This is a genomic window from Phyllobacterium sp. YR620, from assembly GCF_900104165.1.
In the GTDB taxonomy this organism is placed as follows: Bacteria; Pseudomonadota; Alphaproteobacteria; order Rhizobiales; family Rhizobiaceae; genus Phyllobacterium; species Phyllobacterium pellucidum.
This window is the reverse complement of the sequence record NZ_FNJP01000002.1, coordinates 449,634-468,109: the sequence shown is the minus strand read 5'-3', so window position 1 is coordinate 468,109 and position 18,476 is coordinate 449,634. Positions and strand designations below refer to the sequence as shown.

The following is an 18,476-nucleotide window of genomic DNA, read 5'->3' as shown; positions in this document are numbered from 1 at the left end:
GCAAAATGAACAAGTGGAAAGACGTCAAGAAAGTCGTGCTGGCCTATTCCGGCGGACTGGACACATCGATCATCCTGAAGTGGCTGCAGACCGAGCTCGGCGCCGAGGTCGTGACCTTCACAGCCGATCTTGGCCAGGGCGAAGAGCTGGAGCCGGCGCGCAAGAAGGCCGAGCTGCTCGGCATCAAGGAAATCTACATCGAGGACGTGCGCGAGGAATTCGTTCGCGATTTCGTCTTTCCGATGTTCCGCGCCAATGCGGTCTATGAAGGCGTCTACCTGCTCGGCACCTCGATCGCCCGCCCGCTGATTTCCAAACATCTCGTCGAGATCGCCGCCAAGACCGGCGCTGACGCGATCGCTCACGGCGCGACCGGCAAGGGCAATGATCAGGTTCGCTTCGAGCTTTCCGCCTACGCACTCAATCCCGACATCAAGGTTATCGCGCCCTGGCGCGACTGGACCTTCAAGTCGCGCACGGACCTTCTCGAATTTGCGCGTGAGCACCAGATTCCGATCGCCAAGGACAAGCTCGGCGAAGCGCCGTTCTCGGTCGACGCCAACCTTCTGCACTCCTCATCCGAAGGCAAGGTGCTGGAGGATCCGTGGCAGGAAGCGCCGGAATATGTGCACCAGCGCACGATCTCCCCGATGGAAGCGCCGGACCGGGTAACCGAGATCGAGATCGCTTTCGAAAAGGGTGATGCCGTTGCCATCGACGGCAAGCCGCTCTCGCCGGCAACCCTGCTCAAGGCGCTCAACGACCTTGGCCGGGACAACGGCATTGGCCGGCTCGATCTCGTCGAGAACCGTTTCGTCGGCATGAAGTCACGCGGCGTCTACGAGACCCCCGGTGGCACCATTCTCCTTGCCGCACACCGGGCGATGGAATCGATCACGCTCGATCGTGGGGCGGCCCACCTCAAGGACGAGTTTATGCCGCGCTATGCTGAGCTCATTTACAACGGCTTCTGGTTCTCACCGGAGCGCGAAATGCTGCAGGCCATGATCGACAAGAGCCAGGACGACGTGGAAGGCACAGTCCGGCTCAAGCTCTACAAGGGCAATGTCATGGTGTCGGGCCGGAAATCGAAGAAGTCGCTCTATTCGGATGCCTTGGTTACCTTCGAAGACGACCGCGGCGCCTATGACCAAAAGGACGCCGCCGGCTTCATCCGCCTCAATGCACTGCGGCTGCGTACACTTGCCGCGCGCAAACGCAGCAGCTGAGCCACAAGAGCTTGAAAAGCGGGACCCTTGGTTCCGCTTTTTACTTGGGATCTTATATGTTGGACTTCGCAGCTTGTGACGGCCGCGGGTCCGCCCTAAATGTTTAAAAGCCAAATTCCATACTTGATCAGGGAGCTCCCATGTCCACGCAGAAACCGGCCTTCAACCACGCGCTGACGAACTGGACCGGGCCACTTGGACTTCCCGATTTCACGGCATTCAACGACGACGATTTCGCCGCCGCCTTCGACGCGGCCCTTATCTCGGACCTTGCCGACATCGATGCGATCGTCACCCACCCAGAAGCGCCGACCATTGACAATACGCTGAAGGCGCTGCAGCTTTCGGGCAAGGATCTCGATCATGTCTCGGCAATCTTCTGGCTGCGTGCCGGTGCGCATACCAATGATACGATCCAGGCTCTGGAGCGCGTGATCGCGCCCAAAATGTCGCGGCATGCTTCATCGATCATGATGAATCCACATCTCTTCGCCCGCATCGATTCGCTCTTTGAGCAGCGCGACCTGCTCGGACTCGACGCGGAGACTGACCGCGTCCTCGAAAAGACCTGGAAAGGCTTTGTACGCAGCGGCGCGAAGCTCGATGAACAAGGCAAGGCGCGGCTCGCCGACATCAACGAGCGGCTCGCAAGCCTTGGCGCGCAATTCGGCCAGAACGTGCTCAAGGACGAAGCCGACTGGGCCCTTTTCATCACCGATGAAGCGGAACTTGCCGGCCTGCCGGATTTCGTGCGCGACGCCATGCGAGGCGCTGCCGAGGAACGCGGGCGCAATGATGCATGGGCCGTGACGCTCTCGCGCTCGATTATCGAGCCCTTCCTGTCTTTCTCTGAGAATCGCAACTTGCGGGAGAAGGCATTCCGCGCCTGGGCAGCACGCGGCGAGAACGGCGCCGAAACCGACAATACTGCGATTGTTGCCGAAATGGTGAAGCTGCGCGCAGAAAAGGCGGGGCTCCTCGGCTATAAAAGCTTTGCCGCCTATAAGCTCGACGACACCATGGCGAAAACGCCAAAGGCGGTGATGGATTTGCTTGAGCCTGTGTGGGAAAAGGCCAAGGAACGGGCGGCGGAAGAGGAAGTGGACTTGCAGCGCCTCATTGCCGGGGAAGGCCGCAACCACAGGGTCGAGCCATGGGACTGGCGCTACTATGCCGAGAAGCTGCGCAACGAACGCTTCGCCTTCGACGAAACCGAACTCAAGCGATATCTCCAGCTTGAAAAGATTATCGAAGCCTGTTTCGACGTTGCGACCCGCCTCTTCGGCATTCGCTTCGCCGAAAGGACCGGGATTCCCACCTGGCATCCCGATGTACGCGTCTGGGAGGTGTTCAACCCAGATGGCAGCAAGCGCGGCCTTTTCCTTGGCGACTACTTCAATCGCCAGTCGAAGCGCTCGGGCGCCTGGATGAGCGCCCTGCAGTCACAGCATAAGCTCGACGGCGACCATGCGCCGATCATCTACAACGTCATGAATTTCGCCAAGCCGTCAAAGGGCGAGCCGGCGCTGCTTTCGCTCGATGGCGCTCGAACCCTGTTCCACGAATTCGGCCACGCCCTGCACGGGCTCTTGTCGGATGTGACCTGGCCGGCCGTATCGGGAACCTCGGTTTCGCGCGACTTTGTCGAACTTCCCTCGCAATTATATGAGCACTGGCTGACCGTACCCGCCATACTCGAGAAATATGCCGTCCACTACCGGACGGGCGAAGCGATGCCAAAGGCGTTGCTCGACAAGGTGCTGGCCGCCAATACCTTCAACGCCGGGTTCAACACGGTGGAGTTTACCTCATCTGCGCTGGTCGACATGGCATTCCACGCCGACGGCACGCCGCCATCCGATCCAATTGAATTTGAAGCCGCCACATTGAAGCAGCTTGAAATGCCGGATGCGATCATCATGCGCCACCGCACGCCGCATTTCACCCATGTCTTCTCGGGCGACGGCTATTCGGCCGGATACTATTCCTACATGTGGTCGGAAGTACTCGATGCCGACGCTTTCAAGGCATTTGAGGAAAGCGGCGACGTGTTTAACTCCGAACTTGCGGATAAGCTGAAGCAGTTTATCTACTCGTCCGGCGGCAGCCGCGACCCGGAGGAGCTTTATAAGGCATTCCGCGGCAAGATGCCCACGCCCGATGCGATGATCGAAAAGCGTGGGCTTGCGTAAACGCTGATCAGTTAACCGAAAGACGCACGTCGAGATTGCTGCGCGTAGCCTCCGAATAGGGGCAGACAATATGCGCGGCGTCGACAATCTCACGGGCCTGCGTTGCATCGACGCCGGGCATCGTAATGGCAAGGGCAACGTCGAGGCCGAAACCCTTGCCGTCCGCGCGCGGGCCAATGCCAACCGTCGCGGTTACAGCCGTTTCCTCCGAAATTTTAACCTTGCGCTGCGAAGCGACGAATTTGATCGCGCCGAGGAAGCACGCCGAATAACCGGCGGCAAACAGCTGCTCCGGATTGGTGCCGCCAGCACCGTTGCCTCCGAGCTCCTTCGGCGTTGAAAGCGTCACTTCGAGGCGTCCGTCTTCGCTCTTGGCACTGCCATCGCGTCCGCCGGTTGCCGTTGCCCTGGTGGTGTAGAGAATGCTCATCGTCGTTACCTCTGGTTGAATTCATTCGACACGCTTTAAATTGCACACAACTTAATTGTACGCAATATGAATTTCGGATATAGATGATAAAAAATTAAATGATGCGCAATCGAAGCACGCCGATTAGATTGTGCTTGACTGAGAGCAGGAGTTTCCAGAATGAAGAAAACAGCGCCAACTGAATCGGACTCGCTGCTGAAGCTCGACAATTTCCTATGCTTCGCGATCTATTCGACCGCAAATGCCGTGACCCGCGCCTATCAGCCACGGCTTTCAGCGCTTGGACTTACTTACCCCCAATACCTCGTCATGGTCGTACTGTGGGAGGCGGAGAACCAGACCGTCAGGGCCATCGGTGACCGGCTCAACCTCGATTCAGGGACGCTGACGCCGCTGTTGAAGCGGCTAGAGGCAATGGACCTTATCACCCGTCGCCGCGGCACCGTGGACGAGCGTCAGGTCCTGATCAATCTGACGGATAGCGGGCGCAGCCTGCGTGCAAAGGCGGAAGTGGTGCCGCTCGCGATCGGCAAGGCCTTTGGCTGCACGCTCGAAGATGCCAAATCGCTGAGAACAGAGTTATTGGACATGCGCGACAATCTCATCGCGAGCATCGAGACAAGGGATCAGCCGGCATGAACACAAACCACAGCACGCCGCTTGAAGTACGCGCATTGTTGTTCGACGTGCTGGGCACCGTCGTCGATTGGCGCAGCGGGATCGCGCGGCAGGTATCTTCTTTTTTCGAGCGTTGCGGCGTCGTTCACATCGACGCAGCTGCTTTCGCCGATACTTGGTCGCGCCTCTACGATCAGGCGACGGACGCGGTGCGCAGCGGCAAACGCCCCTTCGCGCGGCTGGACGTGCTGAATCGGGAAAATCTCGAGGCGGCGTTCAAAGCCGTCAATATAGAGCCAAAGCTCTTGCCGAGCGCCGACCTCGATGAATTGAACCTCGCCTGGCATCGCCTCGACCCCTGGCCTGACTCCATCTCCGGCCTGACGCGATTGAAGTCGAAATTCCTCATCGGGCCTCTATCCGGTGGCAATACCAGCCTCCTTCTCGACATGGCAAAGCGCGCGGGACTGCCGTGGGACGTCATCCTCGGATCGGACGTTGTCCAGGTCTACAAACCCGCGCCTGAGGCCTATTTGCGTACAAGCGAATTCTTGCGGTTGCGACCAGATCAGGTCATGCTGGTTGCGGCTCACAATGACGACCTGGCCGGAGCGCGTCGCTGCGGAATGCGTACGGCCTTTGTGCCAAGGCCAACCGAGCACGGTCCGTCCCAGACCACCGATCTCGCGCCTCTTGACGATTGGGATGTAATTGCCAGCGATCTAGTCGATCTGGCGGACAAGCTCGGCGCATAAAAAAGGGCGCGGTTGCCCGCGCCCTTGAATTTCGAAAGTCCGCGTCCTGTCAGGCTGCGATCTGCTTCGGCTGAATCAGTCCGCGCGCAACGAGCAGTTCGGCGATCTGGATTGTGTTGAGCGCCGCACCCTTGCGCAGATTGTCGGAAACGACCCAGAGTGACAGGCCATTTTCCACGGTGATGTCTTCGCGGATACGCGAAATATAAGTGGCATCCTCGCCTGCGGCTTCGTAAGGCGTGATATAGCCGCCATCCTCGGCGCGATCGATGACGAGGCATCCTGGGGCATCGCTCAGGATCTCGCGGGCTTCCTCAGCGCTCATCGGGCTTTCAAACTCGATATTGACCGCCTCGGAATGGCCGATGAACACCGGCACGCGCACGCAGGTCGCCGTCAGCTTGATCTTGGGGTCGAGCATCTTCTTGGTCTCCGCGACCATCTTCCACTCTTCCTTGGTGTAGCCATCCTCCATGAAGACGTCGATGTGGGGGATGACATTGAAGGCAATCCGCTTGGTGAACTTCTTGTTCGTCACCGGATCGGCCACGAAGACGGCACGTGACTGTTCGAACAGCTCGTCCATGCCCTCCTTGCCGGCGCCGGAAACCGACTGGTAGGTGGCAACGACGACGCGCTTGATCCTGGCCCTGTCATGCAGCGGCTTCAAGGCGACGACCAATTGCGCGGTCGAGCAATTGGGATTGGCGATGATGTTCTTCTTCGTGAACCCGGTAATTGCGTCCGGATTCACTTCCGGCACGATCAGGGGCACGTTGGCGTCGTAGCGCCAAGCCGAAGAGTTGTCGATGACGACGCAGCCCTGTGCGCCGATCTTCGGTGACCATTCCTTGGAAATATTACCGCCGGCCGACATTAGGCAGATGTCGGTGTCGGAAAAGTCATAGGTGTCGAGCGCCTTCACCTTCAGCGTCCGGTCCCCGAAGGACACTTCCGTGCCCTGTGACCGCCGCGATGCGAGGGCAACAACTTCGCTTACCGGGAAGCCGCGCTCTTCGAGGATGGTAAGCATTTCGCGGCCCACATTGCCCGTGGCGCCAACAACCGCAACCTTGAAACTCATTTTAGCAATCTCCTGTCCCCTCTCTGCTTTGGAAAACCCGCTGGCCGTTGCGGGTCTCACCCCCGGGCCGGACCCGGGAGGGGCGAGCAGGCCAAGGGAAATCAGACCGTTTTGGTGGTCGTTTTCGCAGTCTGTTTGGCCATGGTGGTGAGGACGGACGCGGGCACGCCAAGGCGTCCGGCGATCAGGCCGGAACGGTTCATCAGGGCGAGAGCAAATGATTCGCTTGCCACGAGAGGCGTCTCCATATCCGTCTGTGCTTGTACGCACTTTCGTAAAAGAGTCAATCGTCCGCTCAAATGACAAGAATATGTCGTGTTCCACATGATTTTGGACAATTTACGTAAGGTGCGGGCTTTGCTTTCTTCAATATTTAGTCAACAATTTGCATGTGCATGAGGTGCATGACCTTTGGGGGGAGAAATTCCGGAGGACATTCACCGGCGCATGGTCAACACGAGCCAAGTGCATCGGGGGATATGATCATGCGCAGTGTCGACAGTGGAGAACACCAATTGGGGTTTGCTGTGGGTGTTCTTGGTTCAACTGCCGTTTTCTGGGAGGAATACAATGGCAACGACGTCTTTGGCCGACTCGTCCAGTCGGGGAATGACGCGGGAAGAGAAGAAGGTTATCTTCGCTTCCTCGCTCGGTACCGTCTTCGAATGGTACGACTTTTATCTTTATGGGTCCTTGGCAGCCTTCATCGGCGCGGCCTTCTTCAGCGAATATCCTGAAGCAACACGCAATATCTTCGCACTGCTCGCCTTTGCCGCAGGCTTTCTTGTCCGCCCGTTCGGCGCACTGGTCTTCGGTCGTATCGGCGATCTCGTCGGCCGCAAATACACGTTCCTTGTGACCATCCTGATCATGGGCCTGTCGACCTTCCTCGTCGGTATCCTTCCAGGATCGGCGAGCTGGGGCATTGCAGCTCCGGTCATCCTGATCGCTCTGCGCATGCTGCAGGGTTTGGCTCTTGGCGGTGAATATGGTGGTGCTGCGACCTACGTCGCCGAACACGCGCCGGACAATAAGCGCGGCTATTACACGAGCTGGATCCAGACCACGGCGACGCTGGGTCTCTTCCTCTCGCTCATCGTCATCCTCGTCATCCAGAATTGGCTCGGCAAGGAAGCGTTTGCGGCATGGGGCTGGCGCTTGCCGTTCATCCTGTCCTTTGTCCTTCTCGGCATTTCCGTCTGGATTCGGTTGTCCTTGAGTGAATCGCCTGCCTTCCAACGGATGAAAGAAGAAGGCAAGGGCTCCAAGGCCCCGCTTTCGGAAGCCTTTGGCCAATGGAAAAACGCCAAAATCGCGCTTCTGGCCCTCTTCGGTCTCACCGCAGGCCAGGCGGTCGTCTGGTATTCCGGCCAGTTCTATGCACTGTTCTTCCTGCAGAACGTGCTGAAGGTCGATGGGCAATCGGTCAATATCATGATCGCTATCGCCCTGTTGCTGGGTACGGGCTTCTTCGTCTTCTTCGGCTGGCTATCCGACAGGATCGGGCGCAAGCCCATCATCATGGCGGGTCTTGCACTGGCGATCATCACCTATTTCCCGTTGTTCCATGCGTTGACCTGGGCTGCCAACCCGGCATTGGCGAAGGCACAGGAAACGGTGCGGGCAACCGTTACAGCGGCCCCCGGTGATTGCAACTTCCAGTTCAATCCCGTCGGAACCCGCAAGCCGGTCAGCTCGTGCGATATTGCCACCGACTTCCTGGCAAAGAGCTCGATACCCTATGACATCGTAGCGACCGCACCTGCAGGCACGCCGGCAACCGTGACGATCGGCAGCGAAACCGTCTCATCGTTCGACGGCGCAACTGCCGGCGCAGATGCTGCGGCGAAGACGGCGGCCTTCACCAAGGGCGTCAACACCGCGCTCCAGGACGGGGGCTATCCTCTGGTCCGCGACCCCGCCAAGGTTGCTGATTCAAAGCTCGATGCCTTTGTAGCTGCCAATCCGAAGCTCGCACTTGACGCGGCCGCCATTCGCGGCGGAACAAAAACCATGGTGCCGGTGGCGCAGGCGGTAAAGGACAAGCTGATCACCGCTGACGAGGCGGCCGGCGCAACGGAAGTCGCGGTCTTCTCCGTTCCGGGCGCTGGGGCATTCAGAATGGTGGCTGATCCGGCGGCCGTCAATTGGCCGAAGGTTATCGGTATTCTGTTCATCCTCGTGCTCTACGTCACGATGGTTTACGGGCCAATTGCCGCGATCCTGGTCGAGATGTTCCCGACCCGCATCCGCTATACCGGCATGTCCCTGCCCTACCACATCGGTAATGGCTGGTTTGGCGGCCTGTTGCCTGCAACGGTGTTCGCAATGAGCGCTGCCAAGGGCGATATCTACTATGGCCTATGGTATCCGATCGTGATTGCGGCGATGACCCTCGTCATCGGCCTGCTTTTCGTACGCGATACGAAAGGCACGGATCTTCATGCCGTAGAGTGATCCCGCACAAATGAGAAAGCCCGGCGCGATTCTGTCGCGCCGGGCTTTTCTTTTGTTGGTGCGATGCTACTCAGGCCGCAAGGGCCTTGAACTTGGCGAGAATCGCATCGCCCATTTCGACGGTGCCGACCTTGGTCTTGCCTTCCGACATGATGTCGCCCGTACGGATGCCGTCATCGAGAACGCCGGCAATCGCAGCCTCCAGCCGATCGGCTTCGGCAATCATGTTGAACGAATAGCGCAGGCACATCGCAAACGAGGCGATCATCGCGATCGGATTGGCAGCGCCTGTACCGGCAATGTCCGGCGCGGAGCCGTGCACGGGCTCATAGAGCGCCTTGCGGCTGCCGGTCTTTGCATCGGGTGCGCCGAGCGACGCCGACGGCAGCATGCCGAGGGAACCCGTCAACATGGCTGCGATGTCGGACAGCATATCGCCGAACAAATTATCCGTGACGATGACGTCGAACTGCTTGGGCCAGCGCACGAGTTGCATGCCGCCGGCGTCAGCCAGCATGTGCTCCAGCTTGACGTCGGAATACTTGGCCTTGTGCGTCGCCGTGACGACCTCGTTCCAGAGCACACCCGACTTCATGACGTTGCGCTTTTCCATCGACGTCACCTTGTTGGCGCGGGTGCGCGCAAGCTCGAAGGCGACACCGGAAATGCGCTCGATCTCGTAAGTGTCGTAAACCTGCGTATCGATGCCGCGCTTCTGACCGTTGCCGAGATCGCGAATCTCCTTCGGCTCGCCAAAATAGACGCCGCCGGTCAGCTCACGAACAATCAGGATGTCGAGGCCCTCCACCACATCCTTCTTGAGCGACGAGGAGTCCGCAAGTGCCGGATAGCAGATGGCGGGACGCAGATTGGCGAAAAGCTCCATGTCCTTTCGCAGGCGCAAAAGTCCGGCTTCCGGACGGACGTCGTAAGGTACGCTGTCCCACTTCGGTCCACCCACTGCGCCGAAGAGCACAGCATCGGCGGCCAGTGCCTTGGCCATGTCGGCTTCCGAAATCGCTGCACCATGCGCGTCATAGGCGCTGCCGCCGACGAGGCCTTCATCGAGCACGAACTCGCTGGCAAGTTCGGCATTCATGTAGGCAATGATCTTGCGAACCTCGGCCATTGCCTCGGGCCCAATGCCGTCACCTGGAAGAAGAAGGAGCTTTTTCGATGCCATCAGGGGAAAACCTCTAGAGCGGTTGAATGGAATGGCGGTTCCTTAGCGCAAGTTCGGCAAAGATGGAAAGCGTTGCGCGCAATTTTCTGAAACTTTGGCGGGTCTGCAAATGAAAAGGCCCGCCGAAGCGGGCCCGATAAGCAATCTTATAAACACTCAAGCCCAGGGGCGCTTTTCCGCATTCGCGGTTTCGAACGTATCGATCTTGGACGCCTTTTCCATCGTCAGACCGATGTCGTCGAGGCCATTGAGCATGCAGTAACGGCGGAACGCGTCGAGGTCGAAGTGGATCGTGCCGCCATCGGGTCCCTTGATCGTCATCTCCTCGAGATCGACCGAAAGCGTCGCATTGGCGCCGCGCTGCGCATCGTCCATCAATTTGTCGAGATCATCATGGCTGACGCGGATCGGCAAAATGCCGTTCTTGAAGCAGTTGTTGTAGAAGATATCGGCGAAGCTGGTCGAAATAACGCAGCGTATGCCAAAATCGAGCAGGGCCCACGGCGCATGCTCACGGCTCGAACCGCAGCCGAAATTGTCGCCTGCGACCAGAATCTGCGCCTTGCGATAGGCAGGCTTGTTAAGGACGAAGTCCGGATTCTCGCTGCCGTCTTCATTGTAGCGCATCTCGGCAAAAAGGCCCGTACCGAGACCGGTGCGCTTGATCGTCTTCAGGTAATCCTTCGGGATGATCATGTCGGTGTCGACATTGACGATGGGCAGCGGAGCCGCAACGCCGGTGAGCTTGGTGAATTTGTCCATGGTGTCAGCCTGCAGAATTCCGGAAAGAGACGTATGGTTCGCTTTACACCAGCTTTGCAGCGAATCAAAGCGTTTCGCCTGTGGCACTTTGAGCGCTGCGCCGCTTCACGCAGGATTGCACTTGTCTTGATGCGGCGATCAAGGCACAAAACCGCCATGACGAAACCTTTTCGCCTGCGTCGCTCAGTTCTTTACGTTCCCGCATCGAATGCCAAGGCCCTTGCCAAGGTCGCTTCGCTGCAAGCGGATGCCGTCATATTCGACCTGGAGGACGCTGTGGCTCCCGAGGCGAAAGAGGCCGCCCGGGAAAGTCTCCGTAACTATTTCCACGCTCAATCAGCAACCAGAGCAGAGCGGATCATCCGGATCAACGGGCTTGATACCGAATGGGGCGCCGAGGACCTTCTCGCCGCCCGCGCCTGCAGGCCCGACGCCATTCTCCTGCCTAAAGTTCAGACGCCGCAGGACGTGGCCAACGTTGCCGAGGTTCTCGACGATACCGATGCTTCGGAAAACATCCGGTTATGGGCGATGATCGAGACGGCCCGCGGCATCCTCAACGTCGATGCAATCGCCGAGCTTGGACTGCGTTCGACCGCGCGTCTTGACTGTCTCGTCGTCGGCACCAACGACATAGCGAAGGAAACAGGAACTCGTCTGGAGAAGGGCCGCGCGTTTTTCGTTGCGTGGCTCATGCAGGTGCTTCTTTGCGCGAGGGCCGGCAAGCTCGATGTCATCGACGGCGTGTTCAATGACTTTGCTGACCTTGCGGGGTTCGCCGACGAATGCGCCGAGGCCGCAGCGATGGGCTTCGATGGCAAAAGTCTCGTTCACCCCACGCAGATCGAGCCCGCCAATGTGGCATTCCTTCCCAATGAACAAGCCTTAAGTGAAGCGCGTGCCATCGTCGCCGCCTTTGCGCAGCCGGAGAACGCCAACAAGGGTGTCATCTCGCTCGCCGGAAAAATGATCGAACGCCTGCATCTTGAAACGGCACAAAAGCTCGTGACAAAGATGGAGGCTCTTGGCAGAAATTGAGCGAAGCCGGATCGGCTGGTTTCGCTTTGAACCTGGGAAAACACCATGAAACTTTATCGGCTTCTGACAGGCCCTGATGATGCGAGCTTCTGTCACAAGGTTACGGCCGCCATCAACAAGGGATGGCATATTTACGGATCGCCGACCTACGCCTTCAACTCGGCGACGGGGGTGATGCAATGCGGCCAGGCAGTCGTCAAGGATGTAGATGGCGTGGACTATGAGCCGGGTATCAAGCTCGGCGACTATTGAATCGCTGAAATGCCGGCCCGCGCTTCATCGCCTCTACCCATCGACAGTGGCCTCGATCCGTTCCATGTCCTCATCCGATAGCCCGAAATGGTGGCCGATCTCGTGGATCAGGACGTGGGTCACGATATCGCCGAGGGCCTCTTCATACTCAGCCCAATAGTCGAGGATTGCACGCCTGTAGAGGGTGATGCGATTTGTCTGCTGTCCGGTCTGCAGCGAGAAACGTTCACCGATGCCCGATCCCTCGAAAAGCCCAAGAAGATCAAACGGCGATTCCAGGCCCATATCTTCAACGATCTGGTCCTCGGGGAAATCCGAGATCTGAATGGTGATATCGCCGCAAAGGCTGCGGAAGGTTTCCGGCAGATGTGCATAAGCCTCAATCGCCAGCGATTCGATCTCGCCAAGCGAAGGTGACAATCGGTTACCCCAGTCGGCAGCTTGGTTGCTTCGGGCCATTGCAACTCCATGATGACGTTCCGGCATCATATAGTGCGTTTTGCCACCGTATACGAGGTGTGTGCTTGCCAGCATTCACGCGTGGGCTTTGGCACCAAGCAGCAGCCGTTCCATACGCCTGAAGCTTTCCGCAAGCACGGTAGGGTCGCGAAGGCCATGGGCAAGCATAATACCGCCCTGCCATTCAGCCACCGCGTTGCGTGCTATCGCAAGGGCAGTGGATGGCCGAATGCCCGAGCGCCCCAGCTCCCGGCCGATGAAACCGATGAGGAGGCTGAAGGCTTCGGCCGCTCGGCTCGCCGCCTCAGGTGAATCGCGGCGAAAATCCCGGATGCCCAGCGCGATCGGACAACCATGCTCGACGCGGCTCTTGAGCGATTGGGCGAGTTTGTCGATCAGCAGTTGCAGGCGACGCCGGGGATCCTGGTCCGAGGCGACGATCTGGGTCAGCATGTCTTCGGTTTCGGCAACGAAAATGTCCGCGACGCTGCGCGCAAGATCGGTCTTTGTCTTGAAATAATAATAGATATTGCCCAGCGGAATGCCGGAGCTGACCGCTATATCGGCGAGACTGGTCACGGCATAACCCTGACGCCAGAACAGCCCCGCAGCCGTCGCAGTCAGAATTTCCCGTTTGTCGTTTTGCTTAGCCATCAGCGCTCGGCAGTCATTCAACTGACTCGCATTATGACGCAAAGCCGGATCAAAGCCAATCGCTGGAACGATTGGACAATCAGGGAAGCCGCCTAATCCTCGATCGGCCGCGCTTCCGAAGGAAGCATTATCGGAATGCCGTCGCGAACCGGATAGGCGAGATGAGCGGATTTGGAAATCAGCTCGGAGTTCGCCTGATCGTAGGTCAGCGGACCCTTGGTCAAGGGACACACCAGCAGTTCCAGTAGTTTGACGTCGATAGGCGTATCGCGTTTCTCTTCGGCCATTGCCGGGTCCTCGTCCTATTGCAGACTGCCTTCAAAGCCATCTTCATCCTTGGCGAGGGCTATTTCGGTGATGGCTATAAGGGTCTCTGCCCGTGTCTTCAGGTCGGCGGCTTCGAGCAGCGCCTGCTTTTCGGCGGCGCCGAACGGCGACATCATCGCCAATGCGTTGACCAGTGTCTCATTCCCTGCGCGGGCGATGCCGTCCCAGTCCGCTTCCAGGCTATTGGCGTCGAGATACGCGCGGAAGACGCGCAGGAGCGCCGCGCGATCGACTTCCGACTCATCGGCTTCGTCGAGATCGGCACGCAAGGGTGCGATCTTGCATTGCCGGAAGGGCGCTCGCGTTCCAAGTTCCTTGACGATGCGAAACCGGCAGATGCCCTGAAGCGTGATCAGCACGCGTCCGTCGCCCGTTTCTGCGAAGGAGGTGATCCGGCCGAGGCAGCCGACTTCGCACAGCTCGGCTTCTTCACCCTCCTCCTGGTCAAAGCGCGGCTGGATCATGCCGATGATGCGTTTGCCGGAAAGCGCCGCATCTATCATCGCAAGGTAGCGCGGTTCGAAGATGTTGAGCGGCAGTTGTCCGCCGGGTAGCAGCAATGCCCCGGATAGCGGAAAGATCGGCACGCTCTCCGGAATATCCTCCAGCGTCCGATAGCGCACGTTTCCTGCCTTCATCATTTTCTCCAAGCCGGATCGGACAAGTCGCGACCGACGGCTATAGTGCCTGATTTTCCTCAGGAAAACAGCAGGGATGACAATTTACGACGCGCAGTGACGGAAGATGGATCGGTTGGGCCCCACGCGTCGAAAAACTGCAACAGCTGTTTGCGGGCGCCATCGTCGTTCCAGCCACGATCGGCCTTCATGATGGCGAGAAGATGATCGGCTGCCGCATCCCGCTCGCCCTTCGCGTTCAGGATCATCGCAAGATCGAAGCGCGCCTGATAATCCTTGGGGTTTGCCTGAAGACTGGCTTCAAGCGCTACGGCATCACCGAGCGTCGCAACCTGCTCGGCAAGCGCAATCCTGGCCTCGGCGGTGCGCACACTCGCATCCTGCCGCTTGTCAGCAGGTACGAGATCCAGGCTCGCCCTCGCCTGCGCCACGTCGCCGAGTTCGACAAGCGCGGTTGCGAGTCCGGCGAGAGCTGCGACGTGATCCGGCACCTCGCCGAGGATGGCGGAATAGATCTGTGCTGCTTCCTCGAAATGGCCTGTCTCCGTCGCCTCGGTTGCCGCATCAAGCGCCGATTGAATAGCGGCATCCCTGCCGCCATCCGGCGAAGCGATACGGTTGATGAACTCGGTGACTTTCGATTCTGGCAAGGCTCCCATAAAACCATCGACCGGCTTGCCGTCGGCGAAAGCGATAACAGCCGGGATGGATTGAATGCCAAGTTGCCCGGCGATGGCCGGATGATCGTCGATATTCATCTTGACGAGTTTCACCCGTCCGCCCGCGGTCTGCACGGCCTTTTCCAAGATCGGCGTCAACTGCTTGCAGGGCCCGCACCAGGGTGCCCAGAAGTCGACCAGAACCGGCTGTTGCTTTGATTCGGCAATCACGTCCTTGGAGAAAGCTGCCGTTGTCGTGTCCTTGATCAATTCAGCGGTGGCCGAACCGTTCGGCGCACTTGTACCGAACGACACGCTTGTTGCACCGGTGGTGGAAGCGCCATAGCTGCTGCCAAACGGGTTGTCAGTGTTGCTCATCAATTTCTCCCGTTATCCGTCAGGTGTTCGCAAAAGCTCGAAGACACCAGCTATCAGTTTGGGACCGATCCGTCTATTTTCAAGATCAGCGGATCATGTCCGGTCGCCTTGAGGAACGTCAAGAGATCATCGCGGATGATGGAACTCGTAGCATCATTGCTGAGGGGATGTGCGTTGATAGTGTCGTGCTGCATGAGCCCCTCGTCGAGCACCACTCTCACTTGATGCTGATCATCATTGATCACGCCAAAAACGCTCACCGCACCCGGAGTGAGACCAAGATATTCGAGCAGTTTTTCCGGCTTGCCAAAGGAAACGCGGCTCGCCGCGCCAATCTTGCTGTGGATGGTTTTCAGGTCGACCTCGGCCTCCTCGTCGACCGTCACCAGGAAGAAATTGTCCTTCTTGTCCTTGAGAAAGAGATTTTTCGTATGTGCTCCCGGTATCTGACCGCGAAGATCCTGGGCTTCGCCCACCGTGAAGACCGGCGCATGGCGAATCGTCGATATTTCGATGTTGAGTTCGTCCAGAAACTGCAGCAGCTCGTCGAAAGTCTTGGGCATGACAACGTTCTCAAGGGGTTTAGCGGGGCTTCTGCGTTTTAGATAATGGCTCGGTGAAGCGGCCTCAAGCGAAAAGCCCAGATCAGGGTGTTTTGCCGATTTTTCGCTATATCGTTCAGAAGTTGAAAAAACCCTGTTGCAATTAGCCAGCGCTTGGGCCATATAGGCCCCGCTTCGCAAGACAGACTGGCGCATGCGGGAGTAGCTCAGGGGTAGAGCACAACCTTGCCAAGGTTGGGGTCGTGGGTTCGAATCCCATTTCCCGCTCCAGTTGTCTCAATAATTTGAAGCACTTAAGCAAGGCGTCCTCCGGGGCGCCTTCTTGCTTTTATGCGCAAACTTCCAAATAGCTCCCCGCTTTTCAGCAGCCAGTAAGCGTAGGTGTGGGATTAATTTTGGACATTGCTGAGTTTTGCGATTTCCCGCTATACAATATTGACACGGCCCAGACATGCTGAATCTATGCTTGACAGAGAGGAGCTTGTCGCGATGGACAATTTGATTGGCGTTGGGGTCTATACGCCGGCGGAAGCTGGGAGGCTTTTGCACGTCCGTCCATCGAAAATATCACGTTGGCTTCGTGGTCACCGGGTGCAGGGTAAAGTGTACGAGCCGCTTTGGACGCCAGATATCAACTTGGGCGACGAACGAGTTTTCCTTGGCTTTCGTGATCTTATGGAAGTCCGGGTCGCCGATGCATTTATTCGCGCTGGTGTTTCCGCAATTCGGGTTCGATCCACCATTGTTGCCGCCCGTGAGATGATTGGACAGGATCATCCACTCTCTTCCGACAGGTTTCGCACCGACGGACGTGAGATTTTTCTGCACATCATAGAAACGGACGAGGAGGGGCAACAGCGCGAACGGCTGTTGAATCTCTTCCGCAAGCAATATGAGTTCAAGGGCATACTTGACCCCATCCTCAAGACTGTCGATTTCGGAGATGACGGCAATCCCCTACTGTGGTGGCCAGGTGGTCGCAAGCTGAACGTAGTCGTAGATCCGGCGCGGTCATTTGGGCAACCAATTGACGCTGCATCCAGCGTACCCACTGCGGTACTCGCTGCGGCCGCTATTCAAGAAGGAATCGAGGGAGCGGCGCAAGCATATGAAGTGAGCGAGGCATCAATCCGCCGGTCTGTTGAATTCGAGAATTCGATGTAGCAACGGGTCGCAGCGTGAATGTTTTATTTGATAACTGCATTTCGACAGTCATAGCGCCCACACTTCACGGCTTCATCAACAATTACGGTGACGCAGCATTCCACATAAAGGATGTTCCTGGACTGCCTAATGGCCGACATTCCGCCGATATAGAATGGATTGACCACCTTCGAAAGGCACCCGAAAAGTGGATATTTGTTTCCGGGGATGGTCGCGTCCTCAAAAATCCTGGGGAACGAGCAGCGCTGCGATCCGCAGGGCTCCATGGTTTCATATTGGCCCCCGCTTATCAGAGAACTCCGTTGAACCAAGTCGCTGCAACATTGGTATGGCGTTTGCCTGAAATGCTTAAGATCACGCAATTGCTCGCCGCACCATCAATGCACGAAATTCCAATAGGGAAGTTGACGAAGCTTCGCCAGTTGCCGGTTTGACAAACAGGTTGTCGGGGTCGAATACAAGCGCCGTTTGTTGGGCGCCTTCTTGCTATTTGGCCCCGCCGATCCAACGGTGATCGCCGCTTCATCCCACCGCGCATTGCAATCTCCAGCCAAAGCGGTAAATCCTAGGATCATGGCACAGAAGAAAGCGCACGAGGTCGATTCGTTCCTGAGAAGGCTCGATCGAGCCTATCCCATCATTCTCATCTATGGGCCCGACAAGGGGCTCGTCAGCGAACGCGCAGCCGCATTCATCAAGCTTACGGACCTTTCCCCGGATGACCCGTTTGCCGTAATCCGGCTCGATGCGGATGCGGTTCAGGCAGAGCCCGGAAAACTATCCGACGAAGCCAATACCATTTCCATGTTTGGCGGTGAGCGGCTGATCTGGGTGCGAAATGCCTCCGGCCAAAAGGGCCTCGCCGATGCAGTCGCTCATCTTGCAAAAAACCCTCCGCAAGCGACCTTCATTCTCATCGAAGCCGGCGACCTGAAGAAGGGCGCCGGCCTGCGTGGCATCGTCGAACAAAGCGCCAGCGCCATGGCCTTGCCCTGTTACAGCGACGATGCGCGCAGCCTCGATGCGACGATTGATGAGATGATGACGCGCTATGGACTGCAGATCAGCCTCGATGCCCGTAACCTCCTCAAGGAGAGCCTCGGCGGCGACCGGCTAGCGACGCGCGGCGAACTTGAAAAAATCTGCCTCTATGCGCACGGGAGCGAGCGCATCACCATAGATGACGTGCGGGACATCATTGGCGATGTCAGCGCCGTATCCCATGAAGCGATTATCGACGCTATCATGGTGGGCAATCTTGCCGATTTTACCCACGCCTTTGACCGGGTGATCGGGACAGGCTCATCGAGTTTTCTCATCCTGAGCAGCGCAATTCGCCAGTTTCAGTCGTTACAAACGTTACGTTACGGCATGGAAACGGAGGGCAGAAATGCGGGATCGGCCGTTGCGACGGCCAAGCCTCCCGTATTCTTTGCGCGCAAAAAGCTCGTAGAGACCGCGTTGCAGCGCTGGTCGACCCTGACGTGTGCCCGCGCCATCGAGCGGTTGCAAAGAACCGTGCTTGAAAGTCGGCGCAACGCGGATCTGGCTGTGCCAATCATCCGCCGGTCGCTCATCGCCCTCGCAGCGGAAGCGGCCAGGGCCGGGCGGCCCGGCCGCTAACGGGATTTCGC

The 18,476-nt window shown here is 58.1% G+C and carries 21 protein-coding genes and 1 tRNA gene; 11 read left to right on the top strand and 11 right to left on the bottom strand.

What is annotated here, in order from left to right:
• The first annotated feature begins 5 nt into the window (after positions 1 to 5).
• Both BLR72_RS09040 and BLR72_RS09035 read left to right on the top strand, forming a co-directional pair.
• The gene (locus BLR72_RS09040; RefSeq protein WP_091947514.1) at positions 6 to 1,229 is read left to right on the top strand and encodes an argininosuccinate synthase; all 1,224 of its coding nucleotides are present in this window, start codon (positions 6 to 8) and stop codon (positions 1,227 to 1,229) included.
• Positions 1,230 to 1,369: 140 nt separating this feature from the next.
• A complete protein-coding gene (locus BLR72_RS09035) occupies positions 1,370 to 3,421 on the top strand; it encodes a M3 family metallopeptidase (protein ID WP_091947512.1) in 2,052 nt (683 codons plus the stop codon).
• A 7-nt stretch (positions 3,422 to 3,428) separates the two neighbouring features.
• Here BLR72_RS09035 and BLR72_RS09030 read toward each other — a convergent pair whose 3' ends face one another.
• Positions 3,429 to 3,851: an organic hydroperoxide resistance protein gene (locus tag BLR72_RS09030; RefSeq protein ID WP_091947509.1), complete on the bottom strand. Its 423-nt coding sequence runs from the start codon at positions 3,849 to 3,851 to the stop codon at positions 3,429 to 3,431.
• Positions 3,852 to 4,010: 159 nt separating this feature from the next.
• On the opposite strand from BLR72_RS09030, the gene BLR72_RS09025 reads away from it, so the two are divergent.
• Both BLR72_RS09025 and BLR72_RS09020 read left to right on the top strand, forming a co-directional pair.
• Positions 4,011 to 4,490, top strand: coding sequence for a MarR family winged helix-turn-helix transcriptional regulator (locus BLR72_RS09025; RefSeq protein ID WP_091947506.1), 480 nt, complete (start codon positions 4,011 to 4,013; stop codon positions 4,488 to 4,490).
• Entirely contained in the window at positions 4,487 to 5,224 is a 738-nt protein-coding gene (locus tag BLR72_RS09020; protein WP_091947504.1) for a haloacid dehalogenase type II, read from the top strand. Before BLR72_RS09025 ends, BLR72_RS09020 begins: the two co-directional genes overlap by 4 nt.
• Positions 5,225 to 5,273: 49 nt before the next feature.
• Here BLR72_RS09020 and BLR72_RS09015 read toward each other — a convergent pair whose 3' ends face one another.
• Both BLR72_RS09015 and BLR72_RS22815 read right to left on the bottom strand, forming a co-directional pair.
• Positions 5,274 to 6,308: an aspartate-semialdehyde dehydrogenase gene (locus BLR72_RS09015; protein WP_091947501.1), complete on the bottom strand. Its 1,035-nt coding sequence runs from the start codon at positions 6,306 to 6,308 to the stop codon at positions 5,274 to 5,276.
• 101 nt (positions 6,309 to 6,409) lie between these two features.
• Entirely contained in the window at positions 6,410 to 6,541 is a 132-nt protein-coding gene (locus BLR72_RS22815) for a hypothetical protein (protein WP_280140124.1), read from the bottom strand.
• Positions 6,542 to 6,878: 337 nt separating this feature from the next.
• On the opposite strand from BLR72_RS22815, the gene BLR72_RS09010 reads away from it, so the two are divergent.
• On the top strand, positions 6,879 to 8,765 hold the full coding sequence (locus BLR72_RS09010) for an MFS transporter (protein WP_091920770.1): 1,887 nt from the start codon (positions 6,879 to 6,881) through the stop codon (positions 8,763 to 8,765).
• Between the two features lie 70 nt (positions 8,766 to 8,835).
• On the opposite strand, the gene leuB is transcribed toward BLR72_RS09010, so the two are convergent.
• The gene (gene leuB / locus BLR72_RS09005; protein WP_027230955.1) at positions 8,836 to 9,948 is read right to left on the bottom strand and encodes a 3-isopropylmalate dehydrogenase; all 1,113 of its coding nucleotides are present in this window, start codon (positions 9,946 to 9,948) and stop codon (positions 8,836 to 8,838) included.
• Between the two features lie 156 nt (positions 9,949 to 10,104).
• On the bottom strand, positions 10,105 to 10,710 hold the full coding sequence (gene leuD, locus BLR72_RS09000; protein WP_091947499.1) for a 3-isopropylmalate dehydratase small subunit: 606 nt from the start codon (positions 10,708 to 10,710) through the stop codon (positions 10,105 to 10,107).
• Between the two features lie 156 nt (positions 10,711 to 10,866).
• On the opposite strand from leuD, the gene BLR72_RS08995 reads away from it, so the two are divergent.
• Both BLR72_RS08995 and BLR72_RS08990 read left to right on the top strand, forming a co-directional pair.
• On the top strand, positions 10,867 to 11,748 hold the full coding sequence (locus tag BLR72_RS08995; protein WP_091948596.1) for an HpcH/HpaI aldolase/citrate lyase family protein: 882 nt from the start codon (positions 10,867 to 10,869) through the stop codon (positions 11,746 to 11,748).
• 45 nt (positions 11,749 to 11,793) lie between these two features.
• On the top strand, positions 11,794 to 12,000 hold the full coding sequence (locus tag BLR72_RS08990) for a DUF1737 domain-containing protein (protein WP_027230952.1): 207 nt from the start codon (positions 11,794 to 11,796) through the stop codon (positions 11,998 to 12,000).
• Positions 12,001 to 12,033: 33 nt separating this feature from the next.
• Here BLR72_RS08990 and BLR72_RS08985 read toward each other — a convergent pair whose 3' ends face one another.
• The 6 genes from BLR72_RS08985 to BLR72_RS08960 all read right to left on the bottom strand — a co-directional run bounded on the left by BLR72_RS08985 (position 12,034) and on the right by BLR72_RS08960 (position 15,840).
• Positions 12,034 to 12,459, bottom strand: a complete 426-nt coding sequence (locus tag BLR72_RS08985) for a metallopeptidase family protein (protein ID WP_091948593.1) — start codon at positions 12,457 to 12,459, stop codon at positions 12,034 to 12,036.
• Positions 12,460 to 12,534: 75 nt separating this feature from the next.
• Positions 12,535 to 13,113 (bottom strand): TetR/AcrR family transcriptional regulator, encoded by a 579-nt coding sequence (locus BLR72_RS08980; protein WP_091947496.1) that lies wholly within the window; start codon positions 13,111 to 13,113, stop codon positions 12,535 to 12,537.
• A gap of 92 nt (positions 13,114 to 13,205) precedes the next feature.
• Positions 13,206 to 13,400, bottom strand: coding sequence for a Trm112 family protein (locus tag BLR72_RS08975; protein WP_027230948.1), 195 nt, complete (start codon positions 13,398 to 13,400; stop codon positions 13,206 to 13,208).
• A gap of 15 nt (positions 13,401 to 13,415) precedes the next feature.
• The gene (locus tag BLR72_RS08970) at positions 13,416 to 14,078 is read right to left on the bottom strand and encodes an LON peptidase substrate-binding domain-containing protein (RefSeq protein WP_027230947.1); all 663 of its coding nucleotides are present in this window, start codon (positions 14,076 to 14,078) and stop codon (positions 13,416 to 13,418) included.
• 59 nt (positions 14,079 to 14,137) lie between these two features.
• A complete protein-coding gene (gene trxA / locus BLR72_RS08965; protein WP_091947493.1) occupies positions 14,138 to 15,115 on the bottom strand; it encodes a thioredoxin in 978 nt (325 codons plus the stop codon).
• A gap of 53 nt (positions 15,116 to 15,168) precedes the next feature.
• Entirely contained in the window at positions 15,169 to 15,840 is a 672-nt protein-coding gene (locus BLR72_RS08960) for a prolyl-tRNA synthetase associated domain-containing protein (protein ID WP_175492316.1), read from the bottom strand.
• 33 nt (positions 15,841 to 15,873) lie between these two features.
• Here BLR72_RS08960 and BLR72_RS08955 point away from each other — a divergent pair.
• The 4 genes from BLR72_RS08955 to holA all read left to right on the top strand — a co-directional run bounded on the left by BLR72_RS08955 (position 15,874) and on the right by holA (position 18,465).
• Positions 15,874 to 15,948 (top strand) — tRNA-Gly (locus tag BLR72_RS08955).
• A gap of 219 nt (positions 15,949 to 16,167) precedes the next feature.
• The gene (locus BLR72_RS08950; RefSeq protein ID WP_244506664.1) at positions 16,168 to 16,842 is read left to right on the top strand and encodes a hypothetical protein; all 675 of its coding nucleotides are present in this window, start codon (positions 16,168 to 16,170) and stop codon (positions 16,840 to 16,842) included.
• 14 nt (positions 16,843 to 16,856) lie between these two features.
• Complete coding sequence (locus BLR72_RS08945; RefSeq protein ID WP_091947485.1) at positions 16,857 to 17,276, top strand: PIN-like domain-containing protein; 420 nt, start codon at positions 16,857 to 16,859, stop codon at positions 17,274 to 17,276.
• Between the two features lie 139 nt (positions 17,277 to 17,415).
• Positions 17,416 to 18,465, top strand: coding sequence for a DNA polymerase III subunit delta (gene holA / locus BLR72_RS08940; protein ID WP_091947482.1), 1,050 nt, complete (start codon positions 17,416 to 17,418; stop codon positions 18,463 to 18,465).
• The last annotated feature ends 11 nt before the right edge of the window (positions 18,466 to 18,476 follow it).